The organism is Acinetobacter sp. S4400-12 (assembly GCF_024129495.1).
Classification (GTDB): Bacteria; Pseudomonadota; Gammaproteobacteria; order Pseudomonadales; family Moraxellaceae; genus Acinetobacter; species Acinetobacter lwoffii_C.
In genome coordinates, this window is record NZ_JAMXYB010000014.1 from 1 (window position 1) to 18,550 (window position 18,550).

16 protein-coding genes are annotated in these 18,550 nt (G+C 42.8%); 8 read left to right on the forward strand and 8 right to left on the reverse strand.

All coding sequences use genetic code 11. The features are described from left to right. Positions 1-91 precede the first annotated feature (91 nt). The 3 genes from NI461_RS07540 to NI461_RS07550 all read right to left on the reverse strand — a co-directional run bounded on the left by NI461_RS07540 (position 92) and on the right by NI461_RS07550 (position 3,808). Positions 92-1,351 carry a serine hydrolase gene (locus tag NI461_RS07540; protein WP_174659631.1) on the reverse strand — a complete coding sequence of 420 codons (1,260 nt, stop codon included), beginning with the start codon at positions 1,349-1,351 and terminating at the stop codon, positions 92-94. 56 nt (positions 1,352-1,407) lie between these two features. Next, positions 1,408-2,262, reverse strand: a complete 855-nt coding sequence (locus tag NI461_RS07545; protein WP_174659630.1) for a MaoC/PaaZ C-terminal domain-containing protein — start codon at positions 2,260-2,262, stop codon at positions 1,408-1,410. A 154-nt stretch (positions 2,263-2,416) separates the two neighbouring features. After that, complete coding sequence (locus tag NI461_RS07550; protein WP_174659629.1) at positions 2,417-3,808, reverse strand: 3-oxoacyl-ACP reductase; 1,392 nt, start codon at positions 3,806-3,808, stop codon at positions 2,417-2,419. A 242-nt stretch (positions 3,809-4,050) separates the two neighbouring features. On the opposite strand from NI461_RS07550, the gene NI461_RS07555 reads away from it, so the two are divergent. Next, complete coding sequence (locus NI461_RS07555; protein ID WP_174659628.1) at positions 4,051-5,568, forward strand: acetyl-CoA C-acetyltransferase; 1,518 nt, start codon at positions 4,051-4,053, stop codon at positions 5,566-5,568. 63 nt (positions 5,569-5,631) lie between these two features. On the opposite strand, the gene NI461_RS07560 is transcribed toward NI461_RS07555, so the two are convergent. Next, a complete protein-coding gene (locus NI461_RS07560; RefSeq protein WP_228723986.1) occupies positions 5,632-6,693 on the reverse strand; it encodes an OmpW family outer membrane protein in 1,062 nt (353 codons plus the stop codon). Between the two features lie 246 nt (positions 6,694-6,939). Continuing rightward, complete coding sequence (aceI, locus tag NI461_RS07565; RefSeq protein WP_151203268.1) at positions 6,940-7,365, reverse strand: chlorhexidine efflux PACE transporter AceI; 426 nt, start codon at positions 7,363-7,365, stop codon at positions 6,940-6,942. 100 nt (positions 7,366-7,465) lie between these two features. On the opposite strand from aceI, the gene NI461_RS07570 reads away from it, so the two are divergent. From NI461_RS07570 to NI461_RS07585, 4 genes are all read left to right on the forward strand, one after another. After that, the gene (locus tag NI461_RS07570; RefSeq protein ID WP_151203258.1) at positions 7,466-8,359 is read left to right on the forward strand and encodes a LysR family transcriptional regulator; all 894 of its coding nucleotides are present in this window, start codon (positions 7,466-7,468) and stop codon (positions 8,357-8,359) included. 86 nt (positions 8,360-8,445) lie between these two features. Further along, the gene (gene tal, locus NI461_RS07575) at positions 8,446-9,423 is read left to right on the forward strand and encodes a transaldolase (RefSeq protein ID WP_174659626.1); all 978 of its coding nucleotides are present in this window, start codon (positions 8,446-8,448) and stop codon (positions 9,421-9,423) included. 71 nt (positions 9,424-9,494) lie between these two features. After that, entirely contained in the window at positions 9,495-10,154 is a 660-nt protein-coding gene (leuE, locus tag NI461_RS07580) for a leucine efflux protein LeuE (RefSeq protein ID WP_174659625.1), read from the forward strand. 117 nt (positions 10,155-10,271) lie between these two features. Continuing rightward, positions 10,272-11,447: a benzoate/H(+) symporter BenE family transporter gene (locus NI461_RS07585; RefSeq protein WP_174659624.1), complete on the forward strand. Its 1,176-nt coding sequence runs from the start codon at positions 10,272-10,274 to the stop codon at positions 11,445-11,447. 90 nt (positions 11,448-11,537) lie between these two features. Here NI461_RS07585 and NI461_RS07590 read toward each other — a convergent pair whose 3' ends face one another. Next, positions 11,538-12,524 (reverse strand): alpha/beta hydrolase, encoded by a 987-nt coding sequence (locus tag NI461_RS07590; protein ID WP_253156880.1) that lies wholly within the window; start codon positions 12,522-12,524, stop codon positions 11,538-11,540. A 274-nt stretch (positions 12,525-12,798) separates the two neighbouring features. On the opposite strand from NI461_RS07590, the gene NI461_RS07595 reads away from it, so the two are divergent. Beyond that, the gene (locus NI461_RS07595) at positions 12,799-13,242 is read left to right on the forward strand and encodes a universal stress protein (protein WP_174659623.1); all 444 of its coding nucleotides are present in this window, start codon (positions 12,799-12,801) and stop codon (positions 13,240-13,242) included. A 154-nt stretch (positions 13,243-13,396) separates the two neighbouring features. Then, complete coding sequence (locus NI461_RS07600) at positions 13,397-13,843, forward strand: universal stress protein (RefSeq protein ID WP_151203263.1); 447 nt, start codon at positions 13,397-13,399, stop codon at positions 13,841-13,843. Positions 13,844-13,889: 46 nt separating this feature from the next. On the opposite strand, the gene NI461_RS07605 is transcribed toward NI461_RS07600, so the two are convergent. Then, positions 13,890-14,099 carry a hypothetical protein gene (locus NI461_RS07605; RefSeq protein WP_174659622.1) on the reverse strand — a complete coding sequence of 70 codons (210 nt, stop codon included), beginning with the start codon at positions 14,097-14,099 and terminating at the stop codon, positions 13,890-13,892. A 204-nt stretch (positions 14,100-14,303) separates the two neighbouring features. Next, a complete protein-coding gene (gene pepN / locus NI461_RS07610; protein WP_174659621.1) occupies positions 14,304-16,913 on the reverse strand; it encodes an aminopeptidase N in 2,610 nt (869 codons plus the stop codon). A 435-nt stretch (positions 16,914-17,348) separates the two neighbouring features. Between pepN and NI461_RS07615 the strand changes: the two genes are divergently transcribed. After that, positions 17,349-18,509, forward strand: coding sequence for a hypothetical protein (locus NI461_RS07615; protein WP_174659620.1), 1,161 nt, complete (start codon positions 17,349-17,351; stop codon positions 18,507-18,509). Positions 18,510-18,550: the final 41 nt, after the last annotated feature.

The following is an 18,550-nucleotide window of genomic DNA, read 5'->3' on the forward strand; positions in this document are numbered from 1 at the left end:
GTTCATGGATTAAGTCCCCACTTGTTTTTAGGTGGGAACTAAATTAAGGCTTATAGGATGAATTCAGAAGGTGTGTTCAGCGGACGCTTACTTACCACCAGCCTTTTCGACCTCTAAGCACTACATCAGCACAGCGTAAAGCTTCCTGCGTCAATCCCCATAACCGGTAATCTCCTGTTAATGAACCTGTAGGAAAGTTATGTGTATACGCAAAACTTAAATTACGCTCCGGATCACACCAAGCTCCGGACCCATTAAACCCCATATGCCCAAATCCTTGAGAAGCTTTACCTAAGCTTAATATCCGGTGATAGCCTAAACGCCAATGCATTGGCAAAGGCATAATCCGGTCACGGCAGGTATATTGCACTTGGCTCAGACGCTGAAAATTTTCAGTTGAAATATAGGTTTCCCCCTGCCAAAGGCCATGATTGGCAAGCATGGCATAGATTTTTGCCAGACTCCGTGCAGTAAATACTCCATTGGCTGAAGGAATAACCGCCTGTAAACCTTGATTACTAAAGAAATTAAAATTCTTCATACCTTTAGGAATCATTCCGTCCTGAAAATCTTGTGGACTTTGACCACTCCATATCAATGCCCGCTCCATCAAATTAGGCTTTCGAGCTGCGGTTTTTTTAACTTTGACTTGTGAAGATGACTGGGTCGGAAAAATTGGTCGTGCAACTCGTGTTAGTTCTTGCGCTGGCACACCAAAATAGGCACCATCGAGCTCCAAAGGCTGCACCAGATACTGCTGCATCAATGATTGCAGACTCTGGCCGGTGGCTTTTTCCAGTGCGCCACCCACCTGCCAGCCAAAGGTCAAAGGCTGATAAGCAGCATCCGCTGCCACCTTAAAACGCGGTTTTGCTGCTGCTATTCGTTCCAGCATTTGAGGCCAGTTGGCCATTTCGGCTGCATCATCAATGATATTACGAATATCAAACAGTCCACTTTGATGACTGAGCATATGTGCTAATGTAATTTTATCTTTAGCCTGCTGGGCAAACTCAGGCCAATAGTCAGCAACTGGTCGATCGTAATCAATCAGGCCTTGACTTGCCAGAATATGCGCCAATGTCGCCAGCACTCCCTTACCAGTGGAATAGCACAGTGACATGGTATCTTCTTGCCAAGCTTCGTTTTCCGACTTTTTACCAGTGTAAATATCCAAGACTTTTTGTCCCTGAAAATAAATCACCAGCGCAGCCCCACCCTGTTCAGTACGGGCATGCTGCAAGCGGCTAAACTGCTCTGCCAGAGCTTTAAAACGTTCATCTACCACTCCCTGGTAGTTTTCTTTGTCAGCAAGCACATAGTCTTTTAAAGGCTGTAATATTCTGTCCATAGAATCTTGATCTCATAAAAATAAAAAGCCTAAATCGAGTTTAGGCTTTTTTTAAATTAAATTGCTTTTACGCTACCACTCACATGCGGTTTCTGATTTTTACTGTTTCGAATCAGGAAGTCGGTTTCATTGACGGCTTGTGCAGTCAGGAATTCCACTTTGGAAGGCAAATACACTGGCAACTTAAACCAGACATCTGCCTCATATGCATCAGGCAATGATAAATTAGCCAAAGCTTTGGCTTTACTCCACATTCCGTGGGCAATCGCCTGTTTAAAACCAAATGCTTTTGCAGTGAGCGCATGAATATGAATCAGGTTAAAGTCCCCTGAAGTCATAGCATAACGGCGGCCAGTATTTTCAGAAACCTCCCATTCGCCATTCAGCTGATACGCGGGTGTCTTATTTTCTGCTACTTTGGCGGCAGCTTTAACACTATTCTTTTGACGGCATAAATAAGTCGTCAACGCTTCAACTACAACCTGATCACCTGCTTTCACCGTAGTAATGAAATCAAATTGCATACCTTTGTCATGCGGCTGCAATTCACCAAATTTGCAGGATAGCATGAGAGATTCATTGACCCCGATTTTACGATACTGCTTGACCTGATTACGAATATGCACCAGACCCAGAATCGGAAATGGAAATGCTTCCGAAGTCATCATGTGCATTTGTAGGCTTTGAGAAAGTACAGTCAAATAAATCGCTGGGATATAACCATTATTTTTAAAGCCACAAACTTCATTATAGATTTTCAGATGTTTCTGATCCACCTTAAATGAATCCACCACATATTCAACTTGCGGCAGAACTTTTTCAGCTTTTGGCTTTTTGAAAACCAAACCTCGAATCACTTTTGGATAAGCTAAATAAGGTTTTGGAAGTTGACTAAAATGGCGCGTATTCATACTAAACCTTCAAAATATTTTTTTTCATTTATAAAGTGCTTTCTCCCTTTAGGGAGATTTAGAGAGGGTTGATGAGGAATATTTCCTTTCACTTTCCCTCTTCTAAATCCTCTCCTGATCTTTAAATTAAAGCGCAGGAGAGGACTTGAATACTTTAAGCCCCTAACAGGCTCTGGCCACATACACGAATCACATTGCCATTTAAACCAGAAGATGCGGTCGATGCAAACATAGCAATAGCTTCTGCCACATCCACTGGATGGCCACCCTGACTCATGGAGTTCATACGGCGTCCCGCTTCACGAATCGCAAATGGAATTGCAGCAGTCATTTGCGTTTCAATGAAACCCGGTGCCACGGCATTAATAGTTATACCATTTTTTAATGTCGGTGCTGTGAATTTTACCACCCCGATCACGCCGGCTTTAGACGCTGCATAGTTGGTTTGACCCAGGTTACCTGCAATACCTGAAATAGAAGATACACAGATAATGCGGCCATTTGCATTCAGGCCATCATTGGAAAGCAGATAGTCATTCACACGTTCAATTGCAGACAAGTTGATATTAATTACCAGATCCCAAAGTTCAGGCTTCATATTGGCTAGTGTCTTGTCACGCGTAATGCCTGCATTATGCACAATAATATCCAGACCGCCCTGTGCTGCGGCAGCTGCCTTGATTTTCTCGCCTGCATCAGCTGCGGTAATGTCAAGTGCTAATGTAGAACCACCAATTTCCCCTGCAACACGATCCAGATCAGCTTGCTGCTGCGGAACATCCAGACAAATGACATGTGCGCCATCACGTGCCAGTATGTGTGCAATGGCTTCACCGATACCACGACTTGCACCTGTCACCACAGCAGTTTTCCCTGCCAGCGGCTTCGCCCAGTCCACATCGACCTTTTCAGCTTTGGATACCCGAATCACCTGACCTGATACATAAGCTGAGCGCGGAGAAATCGTAAAACGTACAGCTGATTCAAGATTATCTTCAGCACCGGTATCCACATAGATCAGGTTTGCCGCAATCCCTTTTTTAAACTCTTTAGCGACTGATTTGACAAAACCTTCCAGTGCACGTTGAGCAATCGCCTGACTCACCGAGGTTGCAGTTTCAGGGCTAGTACCGATGACCAGCACTCGGCCAGAGCTTTGAATTTGACGGGCAATCGGATTAAAAAACTCATAAAGCGATTTTAATTGCTCGGAGTTTTCAATTCCTGAGGCATCAAAAATTACCACTTTAAATTTAGATTCTTTATCGCCTGAATTAAAAGCACTCAAATTCAAACCTGACTGTGCCGCTGCATGTTGAAGTTCAGAATTATTACCCGCATAACTGTTGGCATGAATATTGGCAAGAACTTGTGCAATTGAGCTGGTTAAAGGACTTTTAGGCGCCGCACCAAATAAAACCGCCCCTTTGACTACCGGGGTTGCAGATTCAAAACGCTCTAAAGAAGTTGGGGATGGCAGCCCCAAATTTTTAATGACAAATTTACCAATAGGAGATTTTGCGAAAGTTTGATACTGATCAGTCATGCTTATTATCTCTCATAAAAATTAGTTTTTTGATCGGTCTAAAGTTATCCTTTTAACATCAATATGATGCCAAACACATCTATTTCAATAGATCTACCAGGTTTTGCCCAATAATACTTGAGATACCCAATAGATGACTTGACCTGAGCGCAGTCTGTAATGTCATTGCAGTCAATACAGCCTATGCTCATCTATGCTAATGTAAGCAGCATAAAGATGATCAATTTGCCTGGTAAAGCCTTATGAGCAAAACAACTCAAGAAAATCCAGCAGTCGAGAGTCCTGTAGAAAAAGTTGTGTCAAAACCATCAACTCGTACTAAAGCGGCCAGCAAAAGTACGCACACAAATTCTGCTACAGAAAAAAATTCGACTAAAACCACGCGTACACGCCAGATGTCTACGCGTACTAAAAACTCGACTTCAACTAAAACCGCTTCCGTTTCAAAAACACAGCCTTCTGTTCAACAGGATAATAATATGAGCCAAAACACAGTTCGCCGCGTCGCTATTATTGGTGGTAACCGTATTCCATTTGCACGTTCTAATGGTGCTTATTTTACCGCGTCTAATACAGACATGTTTACTGCCGCACTGAATGGACTAGTTGAACGTTTTAATCTGCAAGGTCAACGTCTGGGTGAGGTCGTTGCAGGTGCAGTGCTAAAACATAGCCGTGATTTCAATATGACGCGTGAGTGTGTACTGAATACCGCACTTGCTCCTGAAACACCGGCGTATGACATACAGCAAGCTTGTGGTACCGGTTTACAGGCCGCTTTTCTGGTGGCAAACAAAATTGCTCTGGGTCAAATTGAAGTCGGTGTTGCCGGTGGTGTAGATACCACTTCTGATGCGCCAATTGCATTTGGTGATGGCTTACGCAAAGCCCTACTTGAGCTGAACATTGCCAAAACAGCTAAAGACCGCTTAAAGGCTCTAACAAAAATTAATGTCAAAGATCTGATGGACGCCCCTAAAAATGGTGAGCCACGTACCGGCCTATCTATGGGTGATCATCAGGCTATCACTACTCTGGAATGGGGCATTTCACGCGAAGCACAAGATGAACTGGCTGCCTCCTCACACCAGAAAATGGCAGCAGCTTATGAAGAAGGTTTCTTTGATGACCTGATCACGCCATTCCTAGGTCTGGAGCGTGACAATAACCTGCGTCCTGACTCATCTGTCGAAAAACTGGCAAAATTAAAGCCTGCTTTTGGTAAGGGTGATGCGCGTACCATGACTGCAGGTAACTCGACTCCACTGACTGATGGTGCATCTTGTGTACTTTTGGCCTCTGAAGAATGGGCGAAAGCCAATGGTCATGAAGTCCTGGCTTACTTAACTTTCCAAGAAACAGCAGCAGTTGATTTTGTGGAGAAAAAAGAAGGCTTACTGATGGCACCTGCCTACGCAGTTCCACGCATGCTGGAACGTGCAGGCTTGAAACTTCAAGATTTCGACTATTATGAAATTCATGAAGCATTTGCATCACAAGTTCTGTCTACCCTAAAAGCTTGGGAAGATCCTACCTTCTGTAAAGAGCGCTTAGGTCTGGATGCGCCATTAGGTGCAATTGACCGTGCAAAACTGAATGTAAAAGGCTCTTCACTTGCTGCAGGCCATCCATTTGCTGCAACTGGTGGCCGTATTATTGCCACTGCTGCAAAACTGCTGAACCAGAAAGATTCAGGTCGTGTCCTGGTGTCAATCTGTGCTGCGGGTGGTCAGGGTGTAACTGCGATTATTGAAAAATAATTCAGTACTGGCCTAATAAAAAACCGCTCAAAAGAGCGGTTTTTTTATTACAGATGATTCCACTTAAAAACGATAACCTACCCCTAGATAGGTAATAATGGGATCTATATCAATCTTTGTGGTTGCGTGAATCAATTGCTCATCGCTGGTTTGATTAATCACGCTAATCTTGGTTTTGTTATTCAGTTTCGCATAGGAAACGGAAGCTGCCGTAAACCAGTTAGGGCTAAAGTCATAAGTAAAACCGGCGGTTACGATCGGTGCAATAGCATCGTCCGCATCGACATCCACACGCATCTCTCCAGAAGATACTTTGCCATCGAGTGCTGCACCCGCTTTATCATCCTTAATATTTTGAATCATGTGGCCCGCCGCCACCAGATCTGACTTAACGCCTTTATCTAATTCAATATCATTAAAATAAGCATACATCAAACCTGCTCCCACATAGGGTCTGAACTTATTCACCCCTGATTTTCCAAATTGGTACTGTACCTGTAATGCCGGGGTCCAAGCTCTTGCAGTAGCAGCTTTACTATATTTATCTAAGTCCGTAATCGGAACCGCATAATCCAAAGGCAATCCTTCTGGAAATAACAAGCCGGCTAAGCCCCCGGGTTGTGCATTACCTGTTAATGGAGCCGTAATCATGCCTTTTCCTTTAATATCAACTTTAGGGGGAATCCCTCCAATTACCTGTAAAGAAACATGATCATTAAGATGATAATTGACCATTAAACCCAAAGTGTCGACATCATCTGCTTCCAGCCCTGTTCCTTCTGCCGACCAGCTCTCCAACCCGTTTAAGGTCGCCTTACCGGCAATTGACTCTTTAATATTGCCCTGGCCATCCGTCATCATTCCATTAATCAAGCTATTTTCAAGTAAAGTCCCAAGATACTCTTGTAGATTTGCCGTATTAGCGCCATCTTGAATTGTTGCATTCGGATCAATGGCTTTTAAAAAGCCTTCTTCTGTAATTGTGCCTACTTTAGCAACCGTTCCATTTGCCACTGCAGTATTAATATTAAAAGGGTTAGCTTTTCCTTGTGGCATCACATGTAGCCAACCTGCAGAGACCGAAAAACGTTTAAATTTTTGCTCAGCACTCGCTACTTGTGTCATCCCTAATAAAATTACAGGTGTGATTAATTTAATTAATTTCATCAACTAACTCCTTGTGTTGTTTGTTCTTTTCCATCCTTAAGAAAAAATTATTATCGCTTTCATATTAAAACTTATGTAATAAGTATTGTTTTTTATACTTGTTTTATGTTTTAAAATTTTACTTTTTGTTAAAAAAACCTTTTTAGACAGCAAAAAAGGCCTGTATTTATCATTACAGGCCTTTTTGAGCTTTCGCATTGAAGTTTAACGATATTCTGGCTGATAACCTAAACGGGCTTCTATCTGATCAAAGCACCATTGGAAAATAAAGGTATAGACCAAAATACACATCGTCATACTAAAATCCAGTAGAATCGCCTGCCAGAGTGACATATTCATGGCATACGCCACCATCGGAATAGTCACTAGCAGCAGACCACCTTCAAAACCAATCGCATGTAAGATCCGTACACCGACTGTTCTTTTTAATTTTCTTTTGGCTTCAAATTTTTCAAAAAAATGATTGAAAATCATATTCCAAATCACAGAAGTCACCGCCATGGCTACACCCAAAGTACCTGTGACTTCCAGCGGAACTTCAAAAATAAAACTTAATGCTATCGCAATGATCACCAACAGGATGATTTCATAACTGAGCGCATGAACAATCCTTCTTTTGGAAATCAACATGTTTTCAATACTCTTCCAATTTACAATAGCAGATATTCTATTTTCATAATATTGATTAATCGAGTTAGAATCTTTCAATATTATTGAAAGGTTGAAGTCAATGAATATCAATCAAGAACAATTGATCATTTTTAAAACCGTCATTGAAACAGGGTCGTTTTCTGCTGCTGCAAGAAAACTGGGTAAAGTACCCTCGGCAGTGAGCATGTCTATTGCCAATTTAGAGATTGATCTCAATTTAACACTTTTTCTACGCAAAGGTCGCGAGCCTTTGCCTACCGCCCAGGCACTTACACTCTATGAAAAAACCGAACAGCTACTGATTGAAATAAATCAATGGAAACAGCAGGCGCATGCATTAAGCACAGGCTTGGAATCAGCCTTAAATATTGTGGTAGTGTCCGAACTTCTCCATACCCGGTGGACCGATTATATTGCTTTACTTGAAGCCGAGTTTCCAAGCTTACAAATTAATGTATTCTCAGCCCCCCAAGAAGATGCCTTGAAAATGTTGATGAATCAAACTGCTCAACTCGCGCTGATGTTTGAACGTGAACAGCTCGAAAACCGTGAACAATTTGTGGAATTAAAACGAGAAACTTTAGTTCCGGTCGCCAACAAAGCCTTTGATTTAGCCCAATATCCACAGGTCAGTTTTGAACAAATCCTGCAAAGCCGCCAGATTGTTGTCGCCAGTCGGGATAAGAGCATCAAGCCGGAATTATTATATTCAAAACAATACTGGCGTACCGACAATCATCACTCGGCTTGCGCATTGATCATGCAAAATTTTGGCTGGGGTGTGCTGCCTTTAGAAATGCTCAATGAAAATCCGATCCTTAAAAAACATTTAAAAGTACTGGATCTGCTCGATTTCACGCCAAAATTTGAATATTTTGTAGATTTAGTCTGGAGCCGCGAAAATCAACTTGGCGCTGCTGCTCGTTTTTTGATTAATCACATCAGAAATCAGCGTAAAAAATCAGTTTCATGACGTGTTCCGCTGTATTTTCACTTGGGTTAAAACGACTTTGTGATATAACTAATTGTACAAGTAATAACTTCAAGAATTAGATATCAATGACTCACTCTGCGTTAAACCAATTAAAAAACTTAACTACTATTGTTGCTGACAGCAGTGATTTAACTGCTATTGAAAAATTTCGTCCATTAGATGCAACAACCAATCCTTCCCTTATTACTGCTGCAGCCAATCAGGCGGAGAATAAAAGCTTAATCGAAGCTGCTTTTCAGCAGGCACAGCAGGAAGGCTATTCAGAAGATGCATTGATTGAACGAAGTATTGACATTTTAACGGTCAAGTTTGGGGTAGAAATTTTAAAGCTCATTGAAGGGCGTGTCTCGACTGAAGTCGATGCTGCCCTGTCTTATGATACTGAAGCGACCATTGCAAAAGCCAAAGAATTGCTCGAACTGTATGCGCAATATGGTATTTCTTCGGATCGCCTGCTGATCAAGATTGCTTCGACCTGGGAAGGAATTCAGGCCGCCAAGGTACTGGAACGAGAAGGTATTCACACCAACCTGACCTTGCTATTCGGCCAGCATCAGGCCCATGCCTGTGCAGATGCCAAAGTCACTCTCATTTCTCCTTTCGTGGGGCGTATTCTGGACTGGTACAAAAAGGCTGAAGCGGTGGATGCCTATCCGATTGAAAAAGATCCGGGCGTATTATCGGTTAAAAATATTTATACATTTTATAAAGCCCATAGAATTCAAACTGAAATCATGGGAGCCAGTTTCCGCAGTATTGATCAGGTGTTAGGACTCAGTGGCTGCGATTTACTGACAGTTGCACCTAATTTGCTGGCTGAGCTGGAAAATGACTTCCGTGAAGTACAGCCACAGCTTTCAGCCGCCGCAATTCCTGTACAGGCCGATCTTCAGCCGATCAGCTATGCCGAATTCCAGGAGCAGCTAGAACAAGATCAAATGACCAGTGAATTGCTGCAAGGCGGAATTCAGGGCTTTATTAAAGCACGTGAACAACTGGCTGCCTTATTACGTGAAACCTTTCTAAGCCCGACTGAAATCTAAGGAATTTTATAAATCTCTTTAAGTCGATGGGGTTATAATACTGCATCGGCTTTTTCTTTTGCGAGCTCTTCGTGTTTGGTATCACAGATCTGACGACCTATATTATCGGAACAATTTTAATTGTGATACTTCCCGGCCCGAACTCCCTGTATGTCATGTCAATTGCTTCCCGTTTTGGTATTAAAACCGGTTATATGGGAGCACTCGGCGTCTATACCGGCGATACGATCCTGATTCTGTGTACAGCCTTGGGAGCTGCCTCACTTTTACATGCCTTTCCCCTTTTGTTTATCGGCTTAAAGGTTGTTGGCGCACTGTATTTAAGCTATTTAGGTATAAAACTGATTATTTCGGCTTATAAGACCTTTTTTCCACGAAAATTGGTTCAACTCCATTCAATAGATTCAACAGCCTCTAAAAGCCCGGAGACAATTCGGCCTTTTAGAACAGCCTTGACCATCAGTATTTTAAATCCCAAAGCGATTTTGTTTTATCTGTCATTTTTTGTGCAATTCGTAGATCCGGCCTATTCTTATCCTGCACTCACCTTTATCTTGCTGGCCCTCATTTTGCAAATTATCAGCATGAGCTATCTGTCTATCCTGATTTTTTCCGGGATTAAACTGGCTACTTATTTCAATGAAAACTATAAGTTGACGGCTACTGCAGTCGCGCTGGTAGGATTATTATTCTGCGGCTTTGGTTTTAAACTGGCAACTTCAACCCTCTAAAACTGCCTATATGTAATCATTTTCAAGTTTGAAATGAGATAAAAAACTCCCTCATAGATTGTGTTTATAGATGAAAAGCGTATGATTTAGGCGCATTAAAAAATTGTATTATGGACGATGTCAAAACTATTACAAGATTTCTCCCTGCCGGCCGTCATAGCGGGTTTTATGACCTGCATGATTGGCATCAGTGTCTCTGCAGTACTGGTGATTGAAGCCGCTCAAAGTCTGGGAGCAAGTCCGGCACAAATCAGCTCCTGGTTATGGGCACTTGGGATTGGGATAGGCCTTTCAGGATTTTTACTGTCCTGGAAGTATAAATACCCCATTTCAACAGCCTGGTCGACGGCAGGACTGGCCCTGATTATTGCCTCTAATGGACATTATAGTCTGGCCGAAGCGATAGGCGCCTTTTTGGTCTGCGGGCTATTGGTGGCGGGTCTCGGATTTTTTGGAGTTTTTGAGCGAATTTTCCAGTTTATTCCACAAAGCTTGACGTCTGCCATGCTAGCGGGTGTCTTGCTTAAATTCGGAATTTCAGTTTTTGGCAGCCTGCAACAATCCTGGACATTTGTACTGAGTGTACTGGCCATTTATCTTATCTCTAAAAAGCTCAGCACACGCTATAGTATTGTTATCACAGTATTTGCAGCGATCTTTCTATGTCCTTTTTTTATTGAATTTCACCCGCCTGACTTGAACTGGGCTATCGCTCAACCGGTCTGGACCACGCCTGAGTTTAGCCTGTCTGCTATTTTAGGTTTGGCTTTACCTTTGCTGGTTATTAATCTGGCATCCCAATACCTGCCTGGCCTGGCCGTGATTAAAAGCTATGGTTATCCGCCTAAAGTGAATCCGATTCTCGGCTGGACCGGTATGACCCAGGCAGTTCTGGCACCTTTTGGCTGCTTTAGTATCAATCTGGCCGCTATTAGTGCTGCCGTTAGCCTGGATGCCCAAGCACATCCAGATCCACAAAAACGCTATATTGCCGGTATGAGTGGCGGGCTTTGTTATATGCTGATGGGTCTTTTTGCAGCCACCCTGAGTAATTTGTTGATGGCTTTTCCCAGTATTCTGATCACTGTACTAGCCGGCATTGCCCTGTTTGGTACAATCGGTCATAACATTGCGCTGGCTTTTCAGGACAGTCATGAGCGTGAGGCCGCCCTAATGACTTTTTTATTCAGTGCCTCAAATATCCAGTTTTTAGGTATTGGGTCAGCATTCTGGGGACTGTTACTGGGTATCCTGGTGTATCTGTTATTCAAATCCAAACCTAAAACAGCCTGAATATTGGCTTAAGCACATTCGGCTTAAGCCCGTTCAGGTAAATTTCCTGAATCAAAAAGAGGCTAAAATCAAATAAAAATGAATCAAAACTCACAAAGAATACTGATGTAAAAACTCAATGGTCTTGAAAAAAGTCTGCTGGCTTTCTTTCTTGGCCATAAAAAACTGATATTCATGAATCAGCCAAGCCTTAGATTCTGGATAAAAGACGGGCATCACAGGAATATTTTTGGCTTCGAGTGCGCGTACAAACGGAATGGACTGGGTATCGGTCAAAAAGTCCTTATTTCCCCCACTAATAAAAACAGGTGGATACGTAGTCGAGAGCTGATGAATGGGGGAAATCTGCTGAAGAAATTGTGTATTCTCTTTTTGATCCCCGATATAGGCTTGTAACAGATTATCTACACCCCACTCCATGATTTTGAGTTCAGGTGCCTGATGAATAAAGCTTTCCAGATCATAGATCCCACAATGCAGAATCAGCCCTCTAAGCTGCTCCGGCTGAATACTCGGACGAAAACCAGACTGCCGTGCAAATTCAGGATTAGTTAACAGTGCAGCATAATGGCTCGCCAAATTGGCACCCGCAGAATCTCCAGCCAGATACAGCTGTCTTGCATCAATCTGATAGCGCTCTGCATATGTTTTAATAAATTCGAGCGCCTGATTAATCTGATGTAATTGCGCAGGATAAACCACTTGGGGTGCAAACTGATACTGTACAGCGACCACATTATACCCTTGCGCTGCTAGCAGTTTGAAATAACCACGCGCATGCTCTTTAGAGCCAGAAATCCAGCCACCTCCATGTATCCAGATAACGGTTGGTCGAGGGCCAAGCTCCTGAACATTTTGTGGTTGATATAAATCCAGATTTAAATTCTGCTCAGTCGCATAGACAATATTGGAGTGTACCCGCACCGTTTCAGGCGCATAACGGTCCATCAACTTTTGCTGCATGCCGGTAGTTAAATTAAAGGCGCTCGCAATAATCCGGTTATTTTGTACCGTGCTTTGACAGCCTGCCAGGCTCAATCCTCCAAGCAATGCCAGACAGATTCCTGAATACCTCAAAATAGCCCCCATAATATTTCAATCCTGACCAACAGCAGTCCCAGCAGAAGCATATAAAAATTAAATGATGAAGGCGATAGGCTTAGGCAATAAAAACTAAAATCCGAGTATTTTCCTCAATTTTATTCGCTTAAATTTCATACTACTTATGTGAAATATATTTGTAATTAAATGAGTTTTTATGCCCTTTCAGCTTTTTGCAATTGCACCTGTTACAGCACTGTGTTATCAATAAATCAAAGCCTAAAAAACACATGACATCCGGAGAAAAACGATGGCCTATCAAAATATTTTAGTTCCAGTAGATGGCTCAGAAATTTCTTTTTCTGCTGTTCAGCATGCTGCAAAAATTGCCAAAGCTTTTGGCAGCCGACTTTACTTGATCAGCCTGATTGCAGAAGATCCTTTTACTGAGGCAGATTTTTATTATAGCTCTACAATTATGAAAGAATATTTTGCCCAGGCGCATGCCAATGCTAAAAACTCTTTAAAACAGGCGGCTGCTCTTGCAGAAGCAGAAGGTATTGAGGCCGATACGCGCATTGTGACGGGTCTGGTGAATGCGGAACATATTGTAAATACAGCCCAAGAAGTTCAAGCTGATTTAATTGTCATGGGTTCACATGGCCGTAAAGGATTCCAGAAAATGATTCTGGGCAGTTTCGCACAGGATGTACTCAGCGCAACACAAGTACCTGTCATGGTTGTAAAAAAATAATCTGAACAATCTTCTGGTTTTTTGCGCACCTGAACAATGCGCAAAAAACTTTAAAGACTGCCCTTAAAAACTAAGTTTCTATTCCTTCAAATAAAATTTGGATTTGTCCCTCTTGTACTGCCCATAACTGTTATAACAATGATGAGGAAACACCATGCAAAATTACGATAATCTTCTGGTCGCACTCGATGAATCCTCGATTTCCTATGCCGCGGCAGAGCATGCCTTGGAAATGGCAAAGGTTTTTCATAGCAAAGTTACCTTATTAAGTGTTATTGCTGTCGATCCATTTAAAGGCGTCGATTTTTATAAAGTCGCGCCGGCAGTAACTGATTATTTTCTGCAGGCAGAGCAACATGCCTTAGATCGTCTAACTGAACTAAAGGAAAGTTTTATTCGTGACGGCGTTCCGGTGATTACTAAAATTATTCATGGCATGGCGCCCTCGGAAGGTATCTTGCAGGCTTCTCTAGATTCACCGACTGACCTAATTATTATGGGTTCGCATGGCCGCAAAGGTTTGCAGAAGCTGATGCTCGGCAGTGTCGCACAAAATGTGCTAGCACAATCTGAAATTCCGGTCCTGATTGTAAAGCAGTAAATTTCTCCTATTAAAATAAAAAGCCTGTACTCGACAGGCTTTTCTTTTAACGCATTTTTTGGTTTAGCTCATTCAGAAATCTTTCTGCATCCTGTTGACTGGCAAACACCTTTTTATGTTCAGCCGCCTGATGAGCAGAATAAGGCGTATATTGGATAGAAATTTCAAATAGATCATTGGCCGGTTTTTTACTAACCTGCAGCGCAATAATATGTTGAGTGTTTAGATAAAAACCATCTTCGATTTTCACTAACATCTTGAATCCCCCCTCATCATTTAATTGAAAGACATTTTCATAATTTCGATGCTTAGCAGAACAAGCAAGTGACGCTCTGCTGCAAACCATCTGTACACCTGTATGTGATAAATTAGGTAAAATCTGCTTTCAAATACGCCTTCCCCCCTTTTAGCAGAAATGACAAAGCCGGATCATCTGATCCGGCTTCTCTAATCATACTTTTTACACGTTCAGCATACTATTCAACGTTTCTGAAACGTTTTTAGATTTCACCACCGGCTTTAAAGCTTCGAGTTGGGCTTTGACTTCGCTACGCTGTGGTTCAATCAGCGTATACCAGCGAGATAATGCCTGCAGTAAACGTGAACCCACAATCGGGTTTTTCTCATCCAGATATTTCGCCAGACCAATATAATGCTCTACACCAAAACTCCAGCTATTGACCGGGTTGGCATTCAAGCCACCACTCACCGCACGGATACGGTTTGGTGTCTTCAGGTCATAATCCGGATGTGCAGTTAGCGCCTGAATCTCTTCTGCTGTTACTTGCGGATGAGCTGCTTGCAGCATAAACCATTGGTCGAGTGCCAGCGCCTCATCTTTAAAGCGGGTATAAAAGTCATCGAGCAGTGCTTTTGCTTGCGGTGCATCATTCCAGACCAGTACACGCAATGCCCCTAAGCGCTCAGACATATTGCGGGTATTTTGATATTGCTGCTCTGCCAGTTCAAACGCTGATTCATCTCCCTGACGTGCCATCATCATCAGCAGGATATTTTTCAGCGCACGTGTACCCATCGCTTGAGAGAAATCAGCTTGCAGATCAGGGTCAAGGCTCAGATAGATATCTTTGGCTGTCGCACCAAACGCACGTGCCAAAGTATGCAATAAGGCATCACGCTGTTCCTGAATCGTGGCCGGGCTATAATCCTGATCAATACGGCTGCCTAAATAGCCTTCAGATAGCACATCAAACAGGCGTGATGCCAGTAATGGATCTTTCTGGATAACCTCAGGCAGTGTCTTCAGCATGGTTTCGATATAAATATCTGAAGGATGATTGTCCAGTAAAATACGTTCTAACAGGGTTTGTGCCGCCTGCCACTGGTTAAAACCATTGGTTTCATATTGCAGCAAGAACGCCAGCTCCTCATCTGAATAGTTAAATTCCAGATCCACCGGTGCAGAGAAATTACGCAGTAAAGACACCACGGGTTTACTGCTTACACCGTTAAATTCGATCGTTGCCTCATTCTGATCAAACAGGTATACCCCGTCTTTGACCGAATTTTCAAACAAGGCTTCAGAATTCAGGACCAGTTGTTCGCCGCTTGCTGCATCAAACAGGGCCAGAGCCACTGGAATTGGCACGGCTTTCAGATTCGGATATTTCGGATGCACTTTCAGGCTTTGTTTTAAGCTCAGGCGATAGGTTTGCGATGCCGCATCATAGTGTCCTTCTGCGACCAGTTTTGGTGTACCTGGCTGGTTATACCAAGTCAGGAAGTTAGAAAGATCAACACCAGAACCTGCCGTTAAAGCCGCAATCCAATCCTCTACGGTAACGGCCTGACCATCATGACGGCGGAAATACTCATCTGTGCCCTGACGGAATTTTTCCTTACCCAGCAGGGTTGCCATCATGCGGTTAATTTCCGCGCCTTTTTCATACACAGTTGCGGTATAGAAGTTATTGATTTCGACAAAATGATCGGGGCGTGGCGGATGTGATAAAGGGCCTGAATCTTCCGGGAACTGATGGGCTTTAAGAACGGCCACATCATCAATCCGCTGTACGGCGGCCGATTGCAAATCTTCCGAGAAAGACTGGTCACGAAACACCGTTAAACCTTCTTTTAAACACAGCTGGAACCAGTCACGACAGGTAATCCGGTTGCCGGTCCAGTTATGGAAATATTCATGGGCAATTACAGATTGTACCCGCATGATCGCGGCATCAGTCGTATATTCCTCATCGGCCAGTACACATGAGGTATTAAAGATATTCAGGCCTTTGTTTTCCATAGCACCCATATTAAAGGCACTGGTCGCCACAATCATATAGTTATCAAGGTCATATGGCAGGCCATAATGCTCTTCATCCCAACGCATAGAATGTTTAAGTGCTTCCATGGCAATCTTGCATTTTGGAATATCTTTTTCTTCAGCATAAATTTCCAGCGCCACATTTCGGCCTTCCGAAGTGACATAGGAATCTTTCATAACGGCCAGATCACCAATCACGCAGGCAAATAAATAGCTCGGCTTTTTGGTGGGGTCTTCCCAAATGGCATAATGCCGGCCCTCGCCGGCTTCACCGGTTTCCAGCAGGTTACCATTCGCCAATAGCACAGGATATTTTTTATCTGCTTCGACACGCGTCGTAAATACTGACAATACATCCGGACGGTCAGGATAGAAACTGATCTTGCGAAAACCTTCTGGTTCATTTTGGGTAACAAACAGATCCGAACTGGCCTGATACAGACCTTCCAGCATGGTATTGGTTTCAGGATGAATTTTCACAACTGTTTCAATCACGGCCTGATCAGGCGCCTGAGTAATTACCAGTTGTTCACTGTCGAGCTGATAATCCTTTTCAGTCAACTGCTGACCATTTAACCTGATCGATTGTAGCTCCAGGTCACGGCCCAGCAAAACCAGAGGACCCTCAGTCCGACGTTGCATAACCAGTTTGCTACTCACCAGAGTATGATCCTCATAAACCTGAATATTCAGATCAATCGAATCAACCACGAAAACAGGTTTTTGATAGTCTTTTAAATAAATGGTTTGATCAGCTTCGATCACCGGATTCGCCGCAATATTCATATCCTGTCCTAATCTTTTATCGTTCTGACATATTCGATGTCAAAAGCATCTGTCAAATGATAAACACTGTGGGTGCTTTTCTTTTCCTAGCTCTAATATGGGCGCTTAGTGCAGCACTTTCAATGCATTTTGTATAATCAGAGAGCAATTGTATCCCACGAAAAAGTCTCCCTGCCAAATGAGGAGAAGATTTGATATTTTTTATAAGCCGATGCTTTGAAAATTAAGATAAGTGAATGCTGAGCTGAAAGCTGAAAGCTGAAAGCTGAATCAGGGTGACATTGAAGCTCATCAGAGCTTAGCACTTTATCTTTTCCCATTGAGCTCTTTTGTCCCAGCGCTTCCTGTTCTGTTCAGACTGCCTACTTATCGGCCCTGTCATCCTCTTGCCAGCTGTGTATAATCATCTTTCCTTTTTGAGTTTATATATGCCTTATGGTCTTTAATGTTCTGCAAAAACAGCTTGATGAAAGTACACAATGCCCGCTTTGCAGGGCGTCGATGTATTGGATTGAAGCAGAACAATATGATCAGGATATTAACTTTCATGAATGCAGTCATTGCCAGCATCAGCTTTATCCTGAGCAAAAGCACAACTGTTATTGTGAGCATTGTCTAGCACAGCGTAAACGGCTGCTCAAAGAAACCCGACTACAGGAAAGTCATCAGCATCACAAGAAACAGGATCAACGTGAATATGAACTGACTCAGCTCAGTTTCCTGCATAAACTGTTCTTGCTGGCTATTCTGGATGATCAGGTTCAGGAACATATTCATCATCACGAATATATTGACTGGCAACAGATCAAATATCACATGATTAGCCCTAACTATTTGTTCCAGCAAGGGCTGATCAAAAATCTGCTGAGAGACCAGATTTTGATTCCTAAAGATATTGCTTCGGAAAATCAGCACTATTATATCAATGTCCGTCTGGACGGTTATTCTGAACCCAGCCTGTTTAGTATTGCCCAGCAACTGCGCGCCTGGTTTTATGAAAACCTAAGCAAAGGCGTACCTTTTAAAAGTTCAGATGAAGTCAAAGATGCCCTGTATACCTTACTGTATCAGGAAATTATTCAGTTTGCCCAGTTCTATTGTCGGACTTGGGGTATCCAGATTGCAGGAAACAAAAGCTTTCAAGCCTTCTGTTATCGCTTGCTGGATGTACTGGCCGTTGGGCAGATTTATTATCTGGTTCAGAATGCGCTGGAATATCTCTATAAGCAAAAAGCCCTACAACCATGTAATGAAAATTTCATCAATACCAATCTGTTAAAGAAAACCTTGCAGCAATACCGCGAACGCGCTCTCAATGAGAAATGGGAAACCTTTACCCTGCCACGCCCCACTCAGCTTCCTTTAAGCAAGATGAGCGGCATCCTGTTTTACCGTCTGCTGGGTTATGATGAAAATATCTTTTTTCAGCCGATCTGGCGTTCATGGCATAAAATCGAACCGCGGCTAAAATTTTACTCGCAAAAACGCTGTATGCACTGTGGCTCACAAGAACTGTCTGTTGACTATGATGCCAGCGACTATGTAAGTTTGTTCTGCCGTAATTGCAAGCATCAGGATCACTATTTTACGCGCTGACCGGCTTCCTCCACAGTTTTCTATTTTTAGAATTGATCATT

Excerpts from the sequence above, each read along its gene's own strand:
- pepN (WP_174659621.1), bottom strand. The coding sequence starts at position 16,913 with ATGAATATTGCGGCGAATCCGGTGATCGAAGCTGATCAAACCATTTAT.
- NI461_RS07595 (WP_174659623.1), top strand. The coding sequence starts at position 12,799 with ATGGCCTATCAAAATATTTTAGTTCCAGTAGATGGCTCAGAAATTTCT.
- NI461_RS07570 (WP_151203258.1), top strand. The coding sequence starts at position 7,466 with ATGAATATCAATCAAGAACAATTGATCATTTTTAAAACCGTCATTGAA.
- NI461_RS07550 (WP_174659629.1), bottom strand. The coding sequence starts at position 3,808 with ATGACTGATCAGTATCAAACTTTCGCAAAATCTCCTATTGGTAAATTT.
- NI461_RS07540 (WP_174659631.1), bottom strand. The coding sequence starts at position 1,351 with ATGGACAGAATATTACAGCCTTTAAAAGACTATGTGCTTGCTGACAAA.
- aceI (WP_151203268.1), bottom strand. The coding sequence starts at position 7,365 with ATGTTGATTTCCAAAAGAAGGATTGTTCATGCGCTCAGTTATGAAATC.
- NI461_RS07600 (WP_151203263.1), top strand. The coding sequence starts at position 13,397 with ATGCAAAATTACGATAATCTTCTGGTCGCACTCGATGAATCCTCGATT.
- NI461_RS07615 (WP_174659620.1), top strand. The coding sequence starts at position 17,349 with ATGGTCTTTAATGTTCTGCAAAAACAGCTTGATGAAAGTACACAATGC.
- NI461_RS07560 (WP_228723986.1), bottom strand. The coding sequence starts at position 6,693 with ATGACACAAGTAGCGAGTGCTGAGCAAAAATTTAAACGTTTTTCGGTC.
- NI461_RS07605 (WP_174659622.1), bottom strand. The coding sequence starts at position 14,099 with ATGTTAGTGAAAATCGAAGATGGTTTTTATCTAAACACTCAACATATT.
- tal (WP_174659626.1), top strand. The coding sequence starts at position 8,446 with ATGACTCACTCTGCGTTAAACCAATTAAAAAACTTAACTACTATTGTT.
- NI461_RS07555 (WP_174659628.1), top strand. The coding sequence starts at position 4,051 with ATGAGCAAAACAACTCAAGAAAATCCAGCAGTCGAGAGTCCTGTAGAA.
- NI461_RS07585 (WP_174659624.1), top strand. The coding sequence starts at position 10,272 with ATGTCAAAACTATTACAAGATTTCTCCCTGCCGGCCGTCATAGCGGGT.
- NI461_RS07545 (WP_174659630.1), bottom strand. The coding sequence starts at position 2,262 with ATGAATACGCGCCATTTTAGTCAACTTCCAAAACCTTATTTAGCTTAT.